The sequence below is a fragment of the Flavobacterium muglaense genome (genome assembly GCF_014305155.1).
Taxonomy (GTDB): domain Bacteria; phylum Bacteroidota; class Bacteroidia; order Flavobacteriales; family Flavobacteriaceae; genus Flavobacterium; species Flavobacterium muglaense.
The window spans coordinates 46525-65343 of sequence record NZ_JACRUK010000011.1; the positions used below are offsets into that span (position 1 = coordinate 46525).

Annotated in this window: 19 protein-coding genes, 1 tRNA gene and 1 pseudogene; 10 read left to right on the forward strand and 11 right to left on the reverse strand. The window is 33.9% G+C overall.

What is annotated here, in order from left to right:
* Positions 1 to 7: 7 nt before the first annotated feature.
* Entirely contained in the window at positions 8 to 292 is a 285-nt protein-coding gene (locus H8R24_RS06715) for a MerR family transcriptional regulator (RefSeq protein ID WP_187017793.1), read from the reverse strand.
* 92 nt (positions 293 to 384) lie between these two features.
* Entirely contained in the window at positions 385 to 1167 is a 783-nt protein-coding gene (locus tag H8R24_RS06720) for a hypothetical protein (protein WP_187017794.1), read from the reverse strand.
* Between the two features lie 187 nt (positions 1168 to 1354).
* On the opposite strand from H8R24_RS06720, the gene H8R24_RS06725 reads away from it, so the two are divergent.
* Entirely contained in the window at positions 1355 to 1882 is a 528-nt protein-coding gene (locus H8R24_RS06725; protein WP_187017795.1) for a hypothetical protein, read from the forward strand.
* Positions 1883 to 1922: 40 nt separating this feature from the next.
* On the opposite strand, the gene H8R24_RS06730 is transcribed toward H8R24_RS06725, so the two are convergent.
* The 9 genes from H8R24_RS06730 to ric all read right to left on the reverse strand — a co-directional run bounded on the left by H8R24_RS06730 (position 1923) and on the right by ric (position 9845).
* On the reverse strand, positions 1923 to 3167 hold the full coding sequence (locus H8R24_RS06730; RefSeq protein WP_187017796.1) for a site-specific integrase: 1245 nt from the start codon (positions 3165 to 3167) through the stop codon (positions 1923 to 1925).
* 271 nt (positions 3168 to 3438) lie between these two features.
* Positions 3439 to 3523: transfer RNA gene (locus tag H8R24_RS06735), tRNA-Ser, on the reverse strand.
* A 123-nt stretch (positions 3524 to 3646) separates the two neighbouring features.
* Positions 3647 to 4081, reverse strand: a complete 435-nt coding sequence (locus tag H8R24_RS06740; RefSeq protein ID WP_187017797.1) for an RrF2 family transcriptional regulator — start codon at positions 4079 to 4081, stop codon at positions 3647 to 3649.
* A 44-nt stretch (positions 4082 to 4125) separates the two neighbouring features.
* Complete coding sequence (locus H8R24_RS06745) at positions 4126 to 5361, reverse strand: hypothetical protein (protein ID WP_187017798.1); 1236 nt, start codon at positions 5359 to 5361, stop codon at positions 4126 to 4128.
* 116 nt (positions 5362 to 5477) lie between these two features.
* On the reverse strand, positions 5478 to 5942 hold the full coding sequence (locus H8R24_RS06750) for a hemerythrin domain-containing protein (RefSeq protein ID WP_187017799.1): 465 nt from the start codon (positions 5940 to 5942) through the stop codon (positions 5478 to 5480).
* A gap of 40 nt (positions 5943 to 5982) precedes the next feature.
* Positions 5983 to 6699: an anaerobic ribonucleoside-triphosphate reductase activating protein gene (locus tag H8R24_RS06755; protein WP_187017800.1), complete on the reverse strand. Its 717-nt coding sequence runs from the start codon at positions 6697 to 6699 to the stop codon at positions 5983 to 5985.
* Positions 6653 to 6820, reverse strand: a complete 168-nt coding sequence (gene nrdD / locus H8R24_RS18355) for an anaerobic ribonucleoside-triphosphate reductase (protein WP_187017801.1) — start codon at positions 6818 to 6820, stop codon at positions 6653 to 6655. The genes H8R24_RS06755 and nrdD overlap by 47 nt, the downstream gene beginning before the upstream one ends.
* 76 nt (positions 6821 to 6896) lie before the next feature.
* On the reverse strand, positions 6897 to 9032 hold the full coding sequence (locus tag H8R24_RS06765) for a ribonucleoside triphosphate reductase (protein WP_187017802.1): 2136 nt from the start codon (positions 9030 to 9032) through the stop codon (positions 6897 to 6899).
* Positions 9033 to 9116: 84 nt separating this feature from the next.
* Positions 9117 to 9845, reverse strand: coding sequence for an iron-sulfur cluster repair di-iron protein (ric, locus tag H8R24_RS06770; RefSeq protein ID WP_187017803.1), 729 nt, complete (start codon positions 9843 to 9845; stop codon positions 9117 to 9119).
* 325 nt (positions 9846 to 10170) lie between these two features.
* On the opposite strand from ric, the gene H8R24_RS06775 reads away from it, so the two are divergent.
* The 9 genes and pseudogenes from H8R24_RS06775 (at position 10171) to H8R24_RS06815 (ending at position 18791) form a co-directional block, all read left to right on the forward strand.
* The gene (locus tag H8R24_RS06775; protein ID WP_187017804.1) at positions 10171 to 10599 is read left to right on the forward strand and encodes a c-type cytochrome; all 429 of its coding nucleotides are present in this window, start codon (positions 10171 to 10173) and stop codon (positions 10597 to 10599) included.
* 53 nt (positions 10600 to 10652) lie between these two features.
* Positions 10653 to 11987: a cbb3-type cytochrome c oxidase subunit I gene (locus H8R24_RS06780; RefSeq protein ID WP_187017805.1), complete on the forward strand. Its 1335-nt coding sequence runs from the start codon at positions 10653 to 10655 to the stop codon at positions 11985 to 11987.
* A 399-nt stretch (positions 11988 to 12386) separates the two neighbouring features.
* The gene (locus tag H8R24_RS06785) at positions 12387 to 13178 is read left to right on the forward strand and encodes a CbbQ/NirQ/NorQ/GpvN family protein (protein WP_187017806.1); all 792 of its coding nucleotides are present in this window, start codon (positions 12387 to 12389) and stop codon (positions 13176 to 13178) included.
* A gap of 47 nt (positions 13179 to 13225) precedes the next feature.
* On the forward strand, positions 13226 to 15001 hold the full coding sequence (locus tag H8R24_RS06790) for a nitric oxide reductase activation protein NorD (RefSeq protein ID WP_187017807.1): 1776 nt from the start codon (positions 13226 to 13228) through the stop codon (positions 14999 to 15001).
* Between the two features lie 154 nt (positions 15002 to 15155).
* The gene (locus tag H8R24_RS06795) at positions 15156 to 15737 is read left to right on the forward strand and encodes a cytochrome c oxidase subunit 3 (RefSeq protein ID WP_187017808.1); all 582 of its coding nucleotides are present in this window, start codon (positions 15156 to 15158) and stop codon (positions 15735 to 15737) included.
* A gap of 3 nt (positions 15738 to 15740) precedes the next feature.
* On the forward strand, positions 15741 to 15983 hold the full coding sequence (locus H8R24_RS06800) for a cytochrome C oxidase subunit IV family protein (RefSeq protein WP_225876780.1): 243 nt from the start codon (positions 15741 to 15743) through the stop codon (positions 15981 to 15983).
* 111 nt (positions 15984 to 16094) lie between these two features.
* Positions 16095 to 17573 (forward strand): copper-containing nitrite reductase, encoded by a 1479-nt coding sequence (nirK, locus tag H8R24_RS06805; RefSeq protein ID WP_187017809.1) that lies wholly within the window; start codon positions 16095 to 16097, stop codon positions 17571 to 17573.
* 160 nt (positions 17574 to 17733) lie between these two features.
* Positions 17734 to 17991: pseudogene (locus tag H8R24_RS06810) on the forward strand (c-type cytochrome); the annotation flags it as partial.
* 29 nt (positions 17992 to 18020) lie between these two features.
* Positions 18021 to 18791 carry a formylglycine-generating enzyme family protein gene (locus tag H8R24_RS06815; protein WP_187017811.1) on the forward strand — a complete coding sequence of 257 codons (771 nt, stop codon included), beginning with the start codon at positions 18021 to 18023 and terminating at the stop codon, positions 18789 to 18791.
* Positions 18792 to 18819: the final 28 nt, after the last annotated feature.

An 18819-nucleotide genomic window follows, 5' to 3' on the forward strand; every position in this document is an offset into this window, starting at 1 on the left:
TTAAAGTTTATGCGCTTTGATTTAATCGATTATTCATCAAATCAAAATTGCTGTTCTTGACTAAAATACTCTCTATCTCTGCAATCGGATAATAATAGATGTCTCCAATCTTTGTAAAAGGAAGTAAGTTTTTATCTCGGTAACTTAGGATAGTATTATCACTAAGTCCGAAATACATTTTAAGGTGCTTGTTTCGATAATATCGCTTTGGAGATTGGACATTGTCAATTTTAGTTTTAAGCTCTTCTAGTAGCTTAATAACTGGCTCGAAGGTTTCGTTTGTTTCTTTCATAGTATCAATTGTTTTATTTTGATACTGCGAAAGTCTAAAAAAAAGTTTCCAACAAATTTTTGTTGTCAACTTTTGTCAAGTTTTTAGTTTTGTTATTTTTCAAATTTAAAATCTTCGATTGTGGTAATCAGCTTCTTAGATAGGTTTTCTAAGGTTTTATTATTAGACTTAAGTTCATCTCTATCTTTACTGTTAAACTTTGAGTATTCACTTTTAATATCAGTTATTGGGAATGATTTACCATAAGCTTCATTATTTCTAACTTCGGTAAAACTGAAGCTTTGCTCAATGAAAGTTTTTCTTTGAGTTTTATCCTCAAATTTTAGAAGATTTACTTCTTCTAAAATATATAATAACATCAATGACTCTTTCTTACTTAAATTGAAAGTTGCTCTGCCAGCATTATCTTTTTCATGTTTTTGATTCGACTCTGAGAATGTATTATAATCAAAATCTGTGCTTATTATGTAATCAAAATTGGCGATTTTTGTAATCAAATCTTGTTTTAGATTTGTTAAAACATCTAGTTTTGAATCAATTAATTTACATACAATTGGAACAGACTCAGAGTAAATTGGATTTGATTTGTTTGGTTTCTTTGATTCAGCTAATTTTATTCTAAATTTATTATAAAGAATATGTAAATCTGCACCATTTTCATCTATTAGATTAATGAATTTTTGCAACAATTCTACATCACTTTTTTCTTTTAATTGAATAAGGAGTTTATGATTTAATTCGGTATGAGAGTCTTCAATTATTTTCAATTGTGATTCTAATATTTCTTCACCATCTTCATAATATTCTTTTAAATCAGAGTTTTTATTAAATTCTCCAATTTTATTTATCAGGTCTTGAATTTGAATTACATTCATGTTTTGAAATATTGCAATTTATAAATTGAAATTAATTACCGCTAAATAACGGAAAATCTTATACATTTATAGCAACAATTACAATAAATTATTATAGAGTATATCTAAAACAGCTTAGTCGATAAAAAAGGAACTTGCAACTTTTAATCACAAGTTATTAAATTTAAAGAATTACATTGAAGTACCTATGGAAGAAGAAAACTATTATAACATACAATCGATTATTGAAGATGTTTTTAGAGACCAAACCTTTGAAGGTGAAGTTTTTTTTTATGATGAAATACCAGATTCAATTATATCAGTATTTAATAAAAGTTTAGATATTGATTTTAAGGAAAATATTGAATATCTACTTTTTTACAATGACTCAATAGATGAAGCAGGCAAAGATGGAATTGCGATTGTAAAAAAGGAAGAAAATTATTATTTAATACTAAAAGAACATAGAAAATATCCTGTCATATTTTTTCTGCATTCCGAATTTGAAATGTGGGAAATTAATAGCTTTAGCTTAGATGAAGTTGGTTATTTATTCAGCATTACTACTGACATAGAGGCTAAAGTTATTAATGGAAATCGACATTATGTAGTTGATGATATGAACGGTACAGAACCTGTAAAAAGAAGAGTATATACCTTTGAATTCTATAATAATAGATTTCTAAGATTATTAATAGAGTTATGTGAACAAATAGACAATGAATTAGGTGAATAAAAAAACAGAGCCAATTGCTCTGTTTTTTTATTCCATAAATTTATACAAAGTTTTGACATAATCCTTTCATGTGTTGTTTTACAGTACCATCCAGCAATTTTGCATAATGCTGAGTTTGGGTAATCCGTTTATGCCCCATAATCTGACTAATTACCTCCATTGGAATATTATTAGCCAAAGCAACTGTGGTTGCGAAAGTATGTCTTCCAACATACCATGTCAAATTTTTATCGATGCCACACAAATCTGCAATTTCTTTGAGATAAGCATTCATGTTAGAATTACTTCGATTTGGAACCAATCGGTTTTCCTCTCCACATTCGGGGTCGTCTTTGTATTTATCGATTATGCGTTGCAATGGGGGAATAACTAAAACATTGGTCTTTACGCCTGTCTTTTGTCTTTTTGTTTGAATCCAACTGTCTAAATCGTTATCTAAGCTAAAATTACCTTGACGTAGGTTCATCACATCAACTGGAGCATAACTGGTATAGCAACTAAATAAGAATATATCTCGTGTTACATCCAATCTTCGATTTGAAAATACTTTGTTTTCAATAGTTCTCAATTCTTCAAGTGTTAAAAACGTAGTATCAATATCTTTTAATTTACCATCATAAATTGAAAAAGGGTTATTAGCTACCAGTCCAACTGTTATTGCATGATTAATCATTGAAGAAATGTTTCTTAGGTATTTCACAGTAGTATTATTACCTAAACCTTTATTCTTACCATGTATTCTTTCAAATCTTAAAAACTCATCCAGAGCATAAACAAATTGTCTATTGATTTTGTCAAAATGAATATCTTTCAATTTATGTTTACAATAGAGAAAGTCTTTAATGACATTTGCCATTCTTTCATATTTTTCAAGTGAACCTTTGGCACGGTCTCCTTTAGTTACTTGTTTTTTAAAATATTCATTATGTTTCTCAATAATTTCCAACAATGTGATTTTATGTTCAGTCTTTTCGTTGAAACAATAGTTTTTTAGATATAAGGGAGTTATTTCTTCGTTATCTGGGTTATTCCTGATTAGCTCATTGTATTTACTCTCAATCCCATCTACTAATGATTTTAAATAGTTCTTCAGGTTAATTTCATTGTCGATTCTAACCACGTTTCGGAGGTTGTTGGTTTTAGACCAACGTTCCTGTAAAATGTATTTAGATGTTGAAAAAGTGGAGTAGAGACTCCCTAAATAAATTTTGGCATAAATTGCAGTTTCACCATTCTGATTTTTTTTGTCTCCTTTCAAATAGAAGCTCACTTTTAGTTTTTTCATATTTCCGTTTTTAATTAGTGCAAACGTACTATTGAAAGTTTCCAAGCCCCCGTATTTGTTAACAATTGTCAACTTTTTGGTACCCTAACTTGAGGGTTCAATCTAAGGGTACCAAATAGGGTACTTGTCGGATACGATTTAAAGTATAAAATGAAAATGACCTCATTTAATGATTTAAATCAAAACGACTCGTAAGTGCTGTAAAATATAGGATTTTGTAAAGTAAGGAAAGTATTGAAATGTAAAAAGCCCCTCATTGAGGGGCTTTCAGCGGAGAAAGAGGGATTCGAACCCCCGGACCTGTTACAGTCAACAGTTTTCAAGACTGCCGCATTCGACCGCTCTGCCATTTCTCCAGTCTCTCGCTATCATTGCTGATTGCGAGTGCAAATTTAAACTTTTTTTTGATTTAGAAAACATAAAATCATTTTTTTTTATTTTTTTTTAATCAAGATGATCTAAAACATTGATTTAACGGTTTAATACCTTAAAAATGTATCACCAGATTTAATTCCGAGTGCAAGTTCCTCTAGATTGGTGTTTTCGAGCATGAAAGTCAATTCATTTCTAATGATTTTAAATTTGTCATGAACAGGACAAGGATGTTCCTCAGAGCAGTGACTTAACCCTAATCCACAACCTGTAAAAACACGATCACCATCAATCGCCGATACGATTTGTATTAACTTAATTTGGCTCATACCTTTTTTAGGGATTTCAAAACCTCCACCAACTCCTTTTATAGAATGGATAATATTATTTTTGGAAAGTATTTGTAAAATTTTGGCTGTAAAAGCTTCAGGAGAATCTATTTTTTGGGCAATGTCTTTCAATCCCACTCGGTTGTCCTGATAGGATTGAGAAGCTATAAAAATAGTGGCGCGAATGCCGTATTCACAGGTTTTTGAAAACATAATTTGTTTTTTTCAAAATTACGAAATAAGTTTTATTCTAGGTATTAAATAGGATAGTTTTGAATACTAACTTGTTTTCTTTTTACATGACTTAGTAAATTTCCCGTTATCATCAAAAGTCCCGTTGCTAATGGTACACTACCAATAAATAAACTTAGATAGTAATTTGGAAGTATTCCCATGTCAAAATACAAATACAACCCTTGCAGAAATAACAAGATCTCGGTAGCTACAAAACCGATCAAAAAAACTTGGATTCCCCATTTATGAAAAGCGTTTTGAATATTTAAAAATTTATTTTGCAACGCAAATCCAAACAAGAATCCTGTAATAATCCCAAGCATCGTCAGATGAATATATCCAATAACAAAATTCCTAATTTGGTGAGACATCTGCGCCAATTCGGGTAATAAAACAACCAACTGTATGCCGATTTTTAGAACCAAAGAAAACAAAGCAAAACCGTAAACCGTTTTTTCTAAAGTAGATAAAGTAGCCAAAAACACTTGTAATTGTGATCTAGCGTTTTGAATAAAAAGTACAGCAGCAGCCAATTGTAGCACGACACCAACAACATTTATCCAATAAAAAATAGGATTGGGGAGAAACCAACTTACCGGCAAAGCCAAAGTCATTATCGTTGCAATAACGAATAAGGTGTAGAACAAACGGAATTTTTTTTCGTCAATTTTTAATTTTATTTGTTTGAAAAACAAAGCTAAAACAGCGAATAAAAACCAACCATTAAACTGAAAATGTAGAAAATACTGAATGCATATTTGATAAAAAGCACTCGATTTACCCAATAGTCCAACTGCTGGCCCCAAACACCAAACTCCGAAAGTAGAAAAAACCATAAAGAGTAAAGCCGTGCGTAACATTGTTTTTTCGGACATTGTAGCGGGTCTTGCTTTTTTCCAAATCAGCCGTACGAAATAGTAACTGCAAAAAATATGTAAAGTAGAAAAAAGGATAGAAATAAAAGCATAACCATGAGCGGGAAAATCGAGCATCATGCCAACCACAGCCAGTTCGGTAATCCAAAATAAGCGATTGAAAATCCGTTTTTCTTGTGTTGCTTTTGGAACAAAATGATAAACGATTAAACAGTACAACATCATGTAAACCCAACCCAACATGGCAACGTGAGAATGGCCATGCATTAAAAACTGAAAATTCACGCCTTCAATAGGAGACACATACATCCAACGAAGGAGTAATCCCATCAACGAAGCAATGAAAAAGTTTGCAAAACAAATTACTATCCAATGTTTTTTCATAATCAATCTATAAAAGGAGCTCTGATTTTTTACGGAAGTTTAAAATAAAACCATTAAGAAATTAAGGGTATTAAGCCTTAACTTTTCTTAATTTCTTAATGGTAAAAATATAATTTTTAAAGCCAAAATGCATCATCATCTTTTTCAACAAAAGCTTCTTCGGTATGAATTTCTTTAATTTTTGCCAATTGTTCAACGCTCGCTTCTTTTTGAATTTCTCCAAATAACACGCGCTCCTCAAAACGAATGTGAGCTTCTAATTCTTTATCAATTAGACTAAGGTTTTCTTTTAAATCGGTCGTAGCGTTGAATAAATCGTTGAGGCGGCTATGTTCCGATAAAGCTTGTTGAATCAATGGATTATCATTGCCAAAAATCGTGAAAATATACTTTTCTTCTAATTCAAAATGGGGTTTTAAATGATTGTCAAAAAACCAATCGGTATACGATTTAATGCGTTCTAGGGGAACTTCTTTTTTTAAACCAGTGCGTATTTTCCAGCATAGTAATAAACCTTGATGATGGTCGTGGCTTAAAGGCTGTAATTCAATTGCTCTTTTTAATGGTTTAGTATCGCTCATGACATGTTTTAATTAATGGTTTATAAATACAATGGAATAATCACCCTCTAAAATGTATTTTTATTTTTTCTGTCGAAAGGTTTTCTTTTTCTAATTCTTTAAAAGAATAGCCTAATTTTTCAATCGTAGTCGTTCCGTTTACAAAATGCTGAATGTAGTAATTTCCAGTATATCCTGCTTTTTTCAAATAAAGAATCATTCGTTGAATATGTTCTTTCTTTAATAAATCGGAATGTACCGTGGTACGAACTTCAAATGGCAACTTACTTTCAAGCAATAAATGTAGTGACTTTTCGAAAGGGACAAAAAGATTCGATTGTGTTATTTTTTCGAAATGATCAGGCAGGGCCTTAAAATCAAGAGCCACGTAGTCAATCAACTTTTTTTCGATTAATTCCTCAAGTACTTTCGGTTGTGAACCATTGGTATCTATTTTGACCAAAAAGCCCATTTTTTTGATTTCTTCAATAAATAAAACACTTTTTTTGTGAAGTAAACATTCGCCTCCGCTAAAGACGACAGCATCTAGTAATTGTTTCCTGCTGTTCAAAAATTCTAAAGTTTTTTCGAAAGAAATACTGCCTTTGCCAAAAACAATTTCGGGATTGTAACAATATAAACACCGCATATTACAGCCTGCAAACCAAAGGATGCAAGCTGATTTATGTGGGTAATCGAGTAGGGTAAATGGAGTGATGCTATAAATTGGTTTAGCAACATTTTCCTTCTGTAAAATGGGTACGTTGTTTGTGTTCACCTTTTTTTCCTATGTTAAAACTTTCTACAGGTCTGTGATACCCCATGACACGAGTATATACCAGACATTTTGTTCTCAATTTTTGATTCTCTTCTAAAATCTGATTTGCTGCTGTTTTCATGTTTTTTTTGTTTTTTTAACGTTTTTTTGTTTTTTTTACCATTAAGAAATTAAGAAAAGTTAAGTCTTAATGAACCTTAAATTCTTAATGGTTTAACTTTTAAATTAGTTAACTTTAAACTTTTCCCCTTTTCTTCAATCAAAATCTCATCACATTTAGGACAATATTCATGTTCGCCGTTCAAATAACCATGTATGGGACATACGCTAAATACAGGAGTTACCGTGATATAAGGCAATTTGAAGTTGGAGATTACTTTTTTTACAAACTGCTTACAAGCTTCAGGCGAACTGATTTTTTCACTCATATAAAGGTGAAGTACCGTACCGCCAGTGTATTTGCATTGCAATTGATCTTGCAACAACAAAGCTTCAAATGGATCTTGGGTAAAATCTACTGGAATTTGAGAGCTGTTGGTATAATAAATATTCTCCTCTTGACCCGCCTGAATGATGTCGGCATATCGTTTTTTGTCTTCTTTGGCAAAACGGTAGGTTGTCCCTTCCGCAGGAGTTGCTTCTAGATTGTAAAGATTACCCGTTTCCTCTTGGAACTCTTTCATTCGGTTGCGAATGTGATCCAAAATACCAGCAACAAATTCTATCCCAGTTTCAGAAGCAATGTTGTCTTCATTTTGAGTAAAATTCTGAATCATTTCATTCATTCCGTTTACACCAATGGTCGAAAAGTGATTTCTGAAATGTTGTAAATAGCGCTTGGTGTAAGGGTACAATCCACGGTCATACATTTCTTGAACAAATACTCTTTTTTTCTCCAAAGTCGCTTTTGCAATATACAAAAGATGATCTAACTGTTGGTATAATGCTGCTTTGTCGCCTTTGTATAAATAACCTAAACGCGCCATGTTTACAGTTACGACACCAATACTTCCGGTCATTTCGGCACTTCCAAACAATCCATTACCACGTTTCAATAATTCCCGTAAATCCAATTGCAAACGGCAACACATACTACGAACCGCATTGGGTTTATAGGCGTTTTCGTTTTCGATTTGATTACCGTTTTCATCTATAACATATTGACTACCAATGAAATTTTGAAAATAAGACGAACCGATTTTTGCTGTATTTTCAAAAAGCAATTCGGTATTTTCACCATCCCAATCAAATTCTTCCGTAATATTCACTGTTGGAATCGGGAAGGTAAAAGGTTGTCCGTTGGCATCACCTTCTGTCATTACCGTATAATAAGCTTTGTTGATGAGGTTCATTTCTTTTTGAAAATGTTCGTATCTCAAATCTGTCAGCTTGGTAACCCCTCTTTCTTTGGCACGAACTAAAAGGTCATAATTAAAGTTACTTTCGAAAAAATGCAAATCATTTTTGGTCGGAATCTGGGTTTTCAAATCTTCGGGAACTATCCAGTCCAGAGTGATATTCGTAAAAGGCGATTGTCCCCAACGAGCAGGAACATTCAAATTATAGACAAAACTTCGAACTGCTTTCAGTACATCATCAAAAGTCAAATCATCTGCAAAAACGTAAGGAGCTAAGTACGTATCAAAGGAACTAAAAGCTTGCGCACCTGCCCATTCGCTTTGCAAAATCCCAAGAAAATTGGCCATTTGGCCTAATGCTTCTCTAAAATGAGAAGGAGCTTTGCTCTCCACACGTCCTCGAACTCCGTTGAAACCTTCATTCAGTAAAACACGCAAACTCCAGCCAGCGCAATAACCCGTTAGGCAATCCAAATCGTGAATGTGAATGTCTCCATTTCGGTGTGCGTAGCCTTCTTCTTTGGAATATACCTTGTCTAACCAATAATTTGCAATCACTTTCCCAGCAACATTATTAACCAATCCCGCGTTGGAATAGGAGGTATTGGCATTGGCATTGATGCGCCAATCGGTTTGTTCGATATATTCTTCAATGGTTTGCGTACTATCTACATAAGTAGTGTCGTCGTTCAAACCGTTTACATGTTCTCTTTGTAATTTTCGAGTGTGGCGAAACAACATAAACGAACGCATGACTTCGAAATAGTTATTCTCAAAAAAAGCTTTTTCGATTAAATCCTGGATTTCCTCAACAGCCCAAACTTCTTTGGTTACCAATATTTCACTTACACTCTCAAAAACACTTTCATCAACAACTACAGAGACACTTTTGAAACTTTTTTCAATTGCATCTTTTATTTTAAAAGATTCAAACGGTTCGTATTTTCCATTTCTTTTGATAACGTAATTTTCCATAGTTGTTGCGTTTAGTGTTTTTTTATAAGTTTCTAAGCTTTATTTGTTCACTCAAAACTTAGAAACTCATTAACTTTCTTTAATTTATTGAGCGGCAAATTCTTTTTCTAAAGCCTCTGCTTTTGGGAACAGAATATTGTTTTCCAAATGGATGTGTTTGTGTAAATCTTGTTCAAATTCTTGTAGCATCGCAAAAGTCACTTTGTAGGTGTTACAAGCATCTGCTGGCGGAGTGTAATTGTTGGTTAATTCTACAATTTTAGCAAAACGATCTCCTTCTGCTTCGTGCTCAGCCATCATCATCGCAATCGGATTTTTAACGGTTCCAAAGTGTGGTTGTGCAATTAATTCATCAGAAATTGATGCGGTAACCATTTTTTTGATGAAAGGAAATAACATCAATTCTTCTTTTTTCATGTGCTGTGCTAGTTCTCCTGCGCAACCTTTAAAGAGTTCGTTGATTTCAAACAATTCAGGATGACTTGCTCCGTGAACTTTGCATAATTTATCCAAAAATTGAAGTAGGGTAGGCGTTTTTTCTTCAACATAACGATGGTGTGTTTTTTCGATATAATCAGCTAAAAGATCTAATGGCCATGCATTAAAATCGATTCCAGAATCACTTTTAGTATTCAAAATAGCTTCAATTTCGACTTGTAAATCTTCTGGTTTTACGGCTTTTTTTTCACAAACTTCATCCACAGTTCTATTTCCTTTGCAACAAAAATCAATGCCGTATTTTGAGAATAAAGCGGCTGTTCTAAAATCTTTTGCTACATATTCTCCTATTGTAATTTTTTCTAAAGTTTCCATATTGTTGTTTTTTATATTTATTTGATTAAGCAAATTTAGTAATTATTTTTAATAAAAGACAATTTTATCCGTAATTAAAATTAATTTTATAAATATCTAGTTATTAGCAGTATGTGTTTGTAATGAAGTGGTAATTATAATAGGACAAAAAAATATAATGTTCGAATGAAATTCGATTTATAAAAACGTATTAGAAAAAAAGGATAAAATAAACTTGAAAAAATAATAAAAGATAAAGTTATCTTTTATATCTTTGCGAGATAATAAAAGATAATTTTGTCCTTTATTTAAAATCAAATTATTTAATAACTAAAAACAGATTATTATGCTTTCAAAATCACAAGCACGAGCATTTTTTCTGGGAGGAACATTAGTCACCTTTTTAATCTTTATAGGATTGACTATTTATTCGTTTATGCCCAGAAATGATCAAACGCATTACAGCGAGATTACCAAAGAGGTAGTGAGGGGAAAAGAAATTTGGGAAGCCAATAATTGCATGGGATGCCATAGTATTATGGGTGAAGGTGGCTATTACGCTCCTGAATTGACAAAAGTTTTAGACCGACGAGGTGAAGGTTACGTCAAGGCCGTTTTAATGTCGCCAGTTCCATGGGCACCAAGAGGACGAAAAATGGTGGCTTATAAAATGAGTGAAGCCGATGCCAATGCAATGGTCGCTTATTTTAAATGGATTGGAAAACTAGATTTGAATGGGTTTGAGCATGTGGTTTCGCCTTTAGCTAAAGAATAATAATTAATATAAATATTGTATCAACTCAACGATAACAAATAAATTTTACTAATATGAAATATAAATCACAAAAAGTAGCCTATTGGTTTTTTGCCTTGTGCATGCTACTCTTTTCCCTGCAAATCGTCTATGGATTTATCATGGGATTTGACCGAATAGGAATACAAGGATTACACGAAATAATCCCTTTTAACGTAGCTCGTGCTGTACATACCAATTTACTTGTAGTTTGGTTATTAACAGGTTTTATGGGAGCAGCGTATTACATCATTCCCGAAGAGGCGCAGCATGAATTAATAAGCGTCAAATGGGCTTATGTACAATTAATTTCCCTTGCCATAGTTGGTGTTGTAGCCATTGTAGGCTTTCACTTTAACCATTGGGAAGGACGAAAATTTCTAGAAATCCCTAGAGAATTAGACTATTTAGTAGTCGTTAACGTCTTGCTTTTCTTATTCATAATTATAGGAACTTTATACAAAGGAAAACAAAAAACAACCACTGCACTAGTTCTAGTAATGGGTTTATTCTTTGCCGCTTTACTATATATCCCCGGAATGATTTGGTTTGATAGCCAAGTAATGGATTCATTTTTCCGTTGGTGGGTAGTTCACCTATGGGTTGAGGGTGTTTGGGAATTAATCATGGGAGGTATTTTATCTTTCTTATTAATCAAGTTAACTGGAGTTGATAGAGAAGTTATCGAAAAATGGTTGTACGTAATCGTAGGTTTAACTTTTCTTTCAGGAGTTTTAGGAACAGGTCACCATTATTACTACATCGGAGTAAATAAAATTTGGTTAGTAGTTGGTGGAATTTTCTCAGCATTAGAGCCTTTAGCTTTCTTAGCCATGGCATTATTCGCGGTCAATATGTATAGAAAAGGAGAAAAAAGTCATCCCAACAAGATTGCTTTATTTTGGACTATCGGAGCTTCAATTGTTTCATTCATTGGAGCAGGTTTGTTGGGTTTTGCACACACATTACCACAAACTAATTTATACACACACGGAACTTTAGTAACAGCCATGCACGGTCACTACGCCTTTTGGGGTGCTTATGCCATGATCGTTTTAGCAATTATTAGCTATGCACTTCCTAATTTAACTGGACGTAAACGATATGCAAGTACACAAGGAATGATGGCATTCTGGTTATCAAACATAGGAATGTTAGGAATGACCGTTGCCTTTGGAGTTGCGGGTGTAGTACAAGTATATTTAGAACGAAAAATGAAAATGGACTTTATGGTCGTACAAGACGAAATTGCAATTCACTTTGTTGTTTTACTGATCTGTGCCACGATGTTTACTACTGGAATTGTACTATTTATTTATGATTTCATAAAATACGGTACACCTACAGATGAAGCTTTAATTGAAGATTAAATTACTAATCTGAGTTTGATTAATAGACAGCGGAAAATGTTTTGGGCTCCCGATAGCTATCGGGACGCGAAAAAAGTGGGTCGGTGATTTGCCTGTAGCTTTAGCTGGAGGATAAATAGTCAATAGTCTATTAGGCTTTAGCCAAAAAGTGCATGATTGTGGCTAAAGCCAATATTATAAATTAATTTCTTTGCCTCCAGCTGAAGCTGGAGGCAATTGAAACTACGACTGCTCTGAATAATTATTTTTTTAAAACAAATTACCAAATAAATATTGGTCAAACTCAGTTTACTAATTCACTTTTTTCTAACCGAAACCTTAATAATGCTATTTGTAGAGCTGCACTTCCATAAAATAGTGTTTTCGGTTTCGGTTTTTACATACTTAAAATAAAATATTATGTTAGTAGATATAGCTTTAGCAACACCTTATTACCAAGAAGTGGGTAAGGAAATTGCCGTTTTTAATCAAGCCTATAAAAATAAGATTCCCTTTTTATTAAAAGGATCTACAGGAACAGGAAAATCTCGTTTTGTAGAATTTATGGCGCATCAATTAGACAAAAAACTAATCACCATCAGTTGTCACGAAGAAACCTCGTCTACCGATTTGATTGGTCGATTTATCATCAAAGGAGCCGAAACCGTTTGGCTCGATGGCCCATTAACTACTGCCGTAAAGCAAGGCGCAATTATTTATCTCGATGAAATAGCCGAAGCCCGCCCAGATGTTATCGTTGCCATTCACTCCTTGACAGACCACAGACGAGAATTGTTTATCGATAAATTAGGAGAAACGATCAAAGCACATCCTGATTTTATGCTTGTAGCTTCTTTCAATCCAGGTTATCAAAGAGGGTTCAAAGAACTAAAACCTTCTACACGTCAACGATTTATTGCGGTTTCTTTCGAATATCCAGAAGCGAAACTCGAAACAGAAATTTTGGTTAATGAAACTGATATTGACCTCGATACAGCGAAGAAATTAGTAGCTATAGGAAACAAAATCAGAAACCTAACCGAATTAGGTTTGACCGAAACCGTTTCCACTCGTTTGCTAGTAAATGCCGCCAAGATTATTCAGAGCGGACATCCCAAAAGAGCGTCGGTTCACGTCGCAGTTGTAGAACCGTTAACAGACGATTTACAAACACTAGTTGCCTTGAAAGATTTGTGCGATTTGATGATATAGTAGGGACAACTCGCGAGTTGTGCGTACATCATCGTAAAATAAAAAAAATGGGATTTGAATTAGACGAATATTTAGTAGGGAAATTTTTCAAGCAATTGAAAAAAAGCAGAAAAATTGATCCTGAAGTTATAGCGAGAACCGTTACTCTAAATGATATCAAACCACGTTTGACAATCTTGGCGCGCGCATTGACGGGTGATCCTATCGATATTTATCCAGCAGAACGTGAAGGCGGTTATAAAAACAATAATTTTTTCCTTCCAATATCTTTTTCCGAATTAGCGACTGCCGATGAGAATCTTACTTTTTATCTCTTTCGAGTTGTATATCTCAGCATTCAAAAACGGTTGGAATTCAACTGGAAACCCACTGAAAGTGCCCAATCATTAGAACTATCACGGCAAAAAGCATTGGAAACATCCGAAGAAATTTTGACTGTTGTTTTCGAAGAGTTCTCAATCGATCCTGATTTCCATTCGAAAATAAAAAAATATTTTACCCAAAAAGCAACCGATAAAATCCCTGCCGATTATTCTTGGTTATACGGTAAATGGATGCAGAATAAAATCGAGTTAAACGGTGATAAAAAGCTAGAGAATTTTTCAGATAAAACCAAAAAAGCTAATGAGCCGCAACCTACAACAACTTTGAAAGCAACTGCTGTAGAAGAAGTAATTATGGTTGAATTAGACAAAAAACAACAAGAAGATTATGTGATGCTGCATAATTTTGAAAAGGTAGAAACTGCCGAAGAGTTCAACGGAGTTTGGCGTGATTTTGACGGTTCGGATGAATTGGAGGAACACCAAGACGCACTGGAAGAACTCAGTATGAAATTTACCGTTCGTGTAGATGATACGGCACACTCTGTTTATCAAGCGGATTTTATAGAAAACACCACCATATCCGAAAGTGCCGAAGTAGATGCCAAAGGATTTCATCTTTTGTATGACGAATGGGATTTTGACAAACGCCAGTACAAAGATAATTTCTGCAAAGTATATCCAAAATCACAACAAAAATCGGATAGCGGCTATTACCAAAGAACCATTAAAAAAAATGCTTCGACCCTAATGGGATTGCGCAAAATGTTGACAAGCGTGAATAATAAAATGCAGCAGCAAAAACGTCAAACCCAAGGAGAAGAATTTGATATTGACGCCATCACGGATTTGTATGTAGATGTGCATGCTAAACGAACTCCTTCGGAAAAAATATACATTTCGAATCGAAAAAAAGAAAAGGATTTATCGATTCTGATTCTTTTGGACATCAGTCTTTCTAGTGATGGTTATGCTGCAGGAAACAGGGTGATTGATGTAGAAAAGGAGGTTTCGATACTCTTTGGAGAAATGTTAAATGAGTTCAATATTGATTTTTCAATCGACAGCTTTTATTCGAAAACAAGAAATTATTCGACCTATTTAACGATCAAGGATTTTGACGAAAAATGGAATGTAGCCAAACATAAGATTGGCGCCGTAGAACCCAGTGGATATACTCGAATAGGTGCGGCCTTGCGACATGCAGGTGCCCGACTCGATACAAGAAATACTAAAAATAAATGGGTGATCTTAATCTCTGATGGGAAACCCAATGATTACGATAAATACGAAGGAAAATACGGAATCAATGACGTAAAGCAAGCCCTTCGCGAACTCAATAACAGGAATATTAACTCGTATGCATTGGCTATTGAGGCTCAAGCCAAATATTATTTGCCTCAAATGTTTGGGCAAAATCATTATCAGATTCTAACAACTCCAGTTGAGTTGTTGCAGTCTTTGGTACAATTATACGAGAAAATTAAGCACCAAAAATAAAAACTAACCATTAAGGAATTAAGTTTCATTAAGATTAAAAATATTTTGAGGAATACAATGGAATCATAATTTTCTTAATGTCTAAAATGTTCAAAAAAAACGGAATCTGAAAAGTTGTTAGGATTTCTTTTAAATAATATAATAGCTAAATAAAATGAGCACATTAAAAATCGATTACAAAAACATCTTTTATCCGCCCGGAGGGATTTTGATGTGGATTATCATTTATCTGGAATTAATAACTTTCGGAATGGCCATAATTGCCTTTGCTTATTATGGACACCAAGAGCCAGAAGTATTTCATCAATCGCGTTTGCAACTCAATAGTACTTTTGGTGCTATTAACACTATTTTTTTATTGACTAGTGGTTTTTTTATGGCTACCGCCGTACACCAATTTAAGGAAAAAAATATTGCTAAATCATCATTTTATTTTAAGCTAACCATGCTGGGTGGTTTGTTATTTTTGATCCTGAAAAGTGTAGAATATTATCACAAAATTGAATCTGGAATTACCTTAGAAACAAATGTTTTCTTTAGTTTTTATTGGTTGTTAACTGCATTTCACTTGATTCATGTCATGATGGGATTGGTAATTTTGATTTGGACAAACTACGGAATGACCAAAAAAAATTCGGATACAGCTGTTGAGGATATTGAAGCCTGTGCCGCTTTCTGGCATATGTGTGATTTGATTTGGCTACTACTTTTTCCAACTCTTTATTTAATCTTTTAAGAAATGAAAAAATCACTATTAGTTACTTATGGATTGTTGATTGTATTGACGATAACTACTGCTTTAATTTCAAATTCAACTTCATTTTCGAATGCAGCTGTTGGTTTGATATTGGGACTTTCAGGTATTAAATTCTTGCTGGTTGCTTTTCAATTTATGGAATTAAAAAAGGCAAATTCGGCTTGGAAATACACCTTAATTATAGTTTTAACACTGATAATTTCACTTGTATTATTAATTTTTTAAAATCCTTAAAATAAAGTTAAAAACATGACTTTTATCATAATAAAAGATGTTTTTATCCTTTAATTTTGATTAAGAATAGAAAGCGAAAATAAAACCAAAACAATTCATATTATGAATAACATTAAACAACAAACAAAGAATGCTATTGTAGTAGTAGCTCTTGCTTTAGGACTTTTTTCTTGTGGTAAAACAGAAGAGAAAGATGCTAAATATTATGAAAGTATAAAAGTCGAAGGACAGCAAGTCGCTGAGCTTACTGCACCACCATTTGTACCAAAACCAGTAGGGGATCGAGCAGCAAAAAAGCTGATCGTGAACATGGAGATTAAGGAACAAGAAGGCGAAATGGTTGATGGGGTGAAATATACCTATTGGACATTTGGAGGATCAGTTCCGGGTAGTTTTATTAGAACTAGAGTTGGCGATGAGGTAGAATTTCATTTGAAAAACCACCCAGACAACAAAATGCCGCACAATATCGATTTACATGCGGTAACAGGACCAGGTGGAGGAGCAACTTCGTCACTTGTAGCACCAGGACACGAAAAAGTATTTAATTTCAAAACATTGCTTCCTGGATTGTATGTGTACCATTGTGCAACAGCGCCTGTAGGAATGCACATTGCAAACGGAATGTATGGTTTGATTTTGGTGGAACCAGAAGGAGGTTTACCTCCAGTAGACAAAGAATATTACATCATGCAAGGGGATTTCTATACTAAAGGAGCTTATGGAGAACAAGGGCACCAAGCTTTTGATATGGATAAAGCGATTAAAGAAACTCCTGATTATGTAGTGTTTAATGGAAAAGTAGGAGCTTTGACTGGCGAAAAAGCATTAACAGCTAAAAAAGGAGAAACAGTACGTATTTTTATGGGTAACGGTGGACCTAACTTAGTGTCTTCTTTCCACGCCATTGGTGAAATTTTCGACAAAGTACATATTGAAGGTGGTGAGTTGATTAATAAAAATGTACAAACCACTTTAGTACCTGCTGGTGGTGCTGTAATAGTGGAGTTCAAAGTAGAGGTTCCCGGAACATTTATATTAGTTGATCACTCGATTTTTAGAGCCTTTAACAAAGGAGCTTTAGGGATGTTGAAAGTAGAAGGTGAAGAGAATAAAAAAGTCTATTCAGGAACAATACAAGAGGGAATTTATTTGCCTGAAGGTGGAACGGTACAAAATATGCCAAAAGTAGCTGGAAAAGAAAAACCTATGGTTGCTAAAACTGTTGCGCAACAAGTTAGCGCTGGTAGAGAGTTGTATGGAAGAACATGTTTTGCTTGTCACCAACAAGAAGGACAAGGTGTTCCAAATGCGTTCCCTCCATTGGCAAAATCAGATTTCTTGAATGCAAATCCAGATAGAGCGATTGGTGCTGTGTTACGCGGATTGAGTGGCGAAGTTACTGTAAACGGTAAAAAATTCAATAATGTAATGACGAGTCAAAACTTGACTGATGAAGAAGTTGCTGATGTTTTGACTTATGTATACAACAGTTGGGGAAATAATAAAACTGTAATCAGTCCTACCAAAGTAAAAGCTATTAGAGCGACGCCAGCTCCAAAAACGAAAGAAAGTCATTAAGACAACCATTAAATAAATACAATAATTAAATAATAAAAACATGAAAAAGTATATTTTTTGCATTGCAACTTTAGGGTTTGCTTTACAAGGATTTAGTCAAAGTGCAGCCAAAGGAAAAGGAGTTTATGACAAGGTTTGCATTGCCTGTCATCAAGGAACGGGACTTGGAATTCCAGGTGCTTTCCCGCCATTAGCTAAGTCTGATTATTTAAATAAAGATACCAGCAGAGCCATTAAGGGTGTGGTAAAAGGATTGTCTGGTGCTATTACAGTAAATGGGAAAAAATTTAACAGTGCCATGCCTGCTCAAGCGTTAAGTGATCAACAAATTGCAGATGCATTAACTTATGTTTATGCCAATTGGGGTAATAATAAAACTGTGGTTTCGGCTGCAATGGTAAAAGCCCAAAGAAAATAATTAATTCAAAAGTCTAAAAAACAATAGCCATGTTAAAACGAAAAATAGGTTTGTCAATATTGCTATTACTACTAGCAACATCGCTATGGGCTCAAGAAACTAAAATGGTTATCATAGAAAGGGGAGCTTTTGTTCCCCTTTATGGTGCCGCAAATAAAAAACCGGTCGAAGTACAAGCTTTTTATCTTGATGTTTATCCGGTAACAAATGCCCAATATTTAGCCTTTCTAAAAAAACATCCTGAGAATATTCGTTCCAGAATGAAAGGAATTTTTGCTGATAAAAGTTACCTGTCTCATTGGGCTAGTGATTTTAATTATGGCAAGGGAAATTTAAGTATTGCACCAGTTACCAATGTTTCTTGGTTTGCCGCCAAGAAATACTGCGAATGTCAAGGGGAACGATTGCCTACCATGGACGAATGGGAATATGTAGCCATGGCCGATGAAAAAAGAATCGATGCACGTACTAAAGAAAGCTTCAATAAGTACATCATGTCTTGGTATGAAAAGCCTAATACTTATGCTAATCCTGTAGGGGAAACATTCAAAAATTATTGGGGTGTTTATGATATGCATGGATTAGTTTGGGAATGGACTGGCGACTTCAATAGTATTTTTCTTTCTGGGGAATCTAGAAAAGACAAGGATACAGACAAGAATCTCTTTTGCGGAAGCGCTTCTATCAATGCTACTGATTTGATGAATTATGCCGCTTTTATGCGATACGCTTTTCGAGGAAGTTTAAAGGCAAGTTACACCACTAAAAACCTAGGTTTTCGTTGTGCTAAGGATAAATAATCGGTTCCGAACAATTAAAAATTTAAAG

Excerpts from the sequence above, each read along its gene's own strand:
- nrdD (WP_187017801.1), bottom strand. The coding sequence starts at position 6,820 with ATGAAAACAGCAGCAAATCAGATTTTAGAAGAGAATCAAAAATTGAGA.
- H8R24_RS06785 (WP_187017806.1), top strand. The coding sequence starts at position 12,387 with ATGTTAGTAGATATAGCTTTAGCAACACCTTATTACCAAGAAGTGGGT.
- H8R24_RS06790 (WP_187017807.1), top strand. The coding sequence starts at position 13,226 with ATGGGATTTGAATTAGACGAATATTTAGTAGGGAAATTTTTCAAGCAA.
- H8R24_RS06745 (WP_187017798.1), bottom strand. The coding sequence starts at position 5,361 with ATGAAAAAACATTGGATAGTAATTTGTTTTGCAAACTTTTTCATTGCT.
- H8R24_RS06815 (WP_187017811.1), top strand. The coding sequence starts at position 18,021 with ATGTTAAAACGAAAAATAGGTTTGTCAATATTGCTATTACTACTAGCA.
- H8R24_RS06725 (WP_187017795.1), top strand. The coding sequence starts at position 1,355 with ATGGAAGAAGAAAACTATTATAACATACAATCGATTATTGAAGATGTT.
- nirK (WP_187017809.1), top strand. The coding sequence starts at position 16,095 with ATGAATAACATTAAACAACAAACAAAGAATGCTATTGTAGTAGTAGCT.
- H8R24_RS06775 (WP_187017804.1), top strand. The coding sequence starts at position 10,171 with ATGCTTTCAAAATCACAAGCACGAGCATTTTTTCTGGGAGGAACATTA.
- H8R24_RS06730 (WP_187017796.1), bottom strand. The coding sequence starts at position 3,167 with ATGAAAAAACTAAAAGTGAGCTTCTATTTGAAAGGAGACAAAAAAAAT.
- H8R24_RS06795 (WP_187017808.1), top strand. The coding sequence starts at position 15,156 with ATGAGCACATTAAAAATCGATTACAAAAACATCTTTTATCCGCCCGGA.
- H8R24_RS06750 (WP_187017799.1), bottom strand. The coding sequence starts at position 5,942 with ATGAGCGATACTAAACCATTAAAAAGAGCAATTGAATTACAGCCTTTA.
- H8R24_RS06780 (WP_187017805.1), top strand. The coding sequence starts at position 10,653 with ATGAAATATAAATCACAAAAAGTAGCCTATTGGTTTTTTGCCTTGTGC.
- H8R24_RS06800 (WP_225876780.1), top strand. The coding sequence starts at position 15,741 with ATGAAAAAATCACTATTAGTTACTTATGGATTGTTGATTGTATTGACG.
- H8R24_RS06765 (WP_187017802.1), bottom strand. The coding sequence starts at position 9,032 with ATGGAAAATTACGTTATCAAAAGAAATGGAAAATACGAACCGTTTGAA.
- H8R24_RS06715 (WP_187017793.1), bottom strand. The coding sequence starts at position 292 with ATGAAAGAAACAAACGAAACCTTCGAGCCAGTTATTAAGCTACTAGAA.
- H8R24_RS06740 (WP_187017797.1), bottom strand. The coding sequence starts at position 4,081 with ATGTTTTCAAAAACCTGTGAATACGGCATTCGCGCCACTATTTTTATA.
- H8R24_RS06720 (WP_187017794.1), bottom strand. The coding sequence starts at position 1,167 with ATGAATGTAATTCAAATTCAAGACCTGATAAATAAAATTGGAGAATTT.
- ric (WP_187017803.1), bottom strand. The coding sequence starts at position 9,845 with ATGGAAACTTTAGAAAAAATTACAATAGGAGAATATGTAGCAAAAGAT.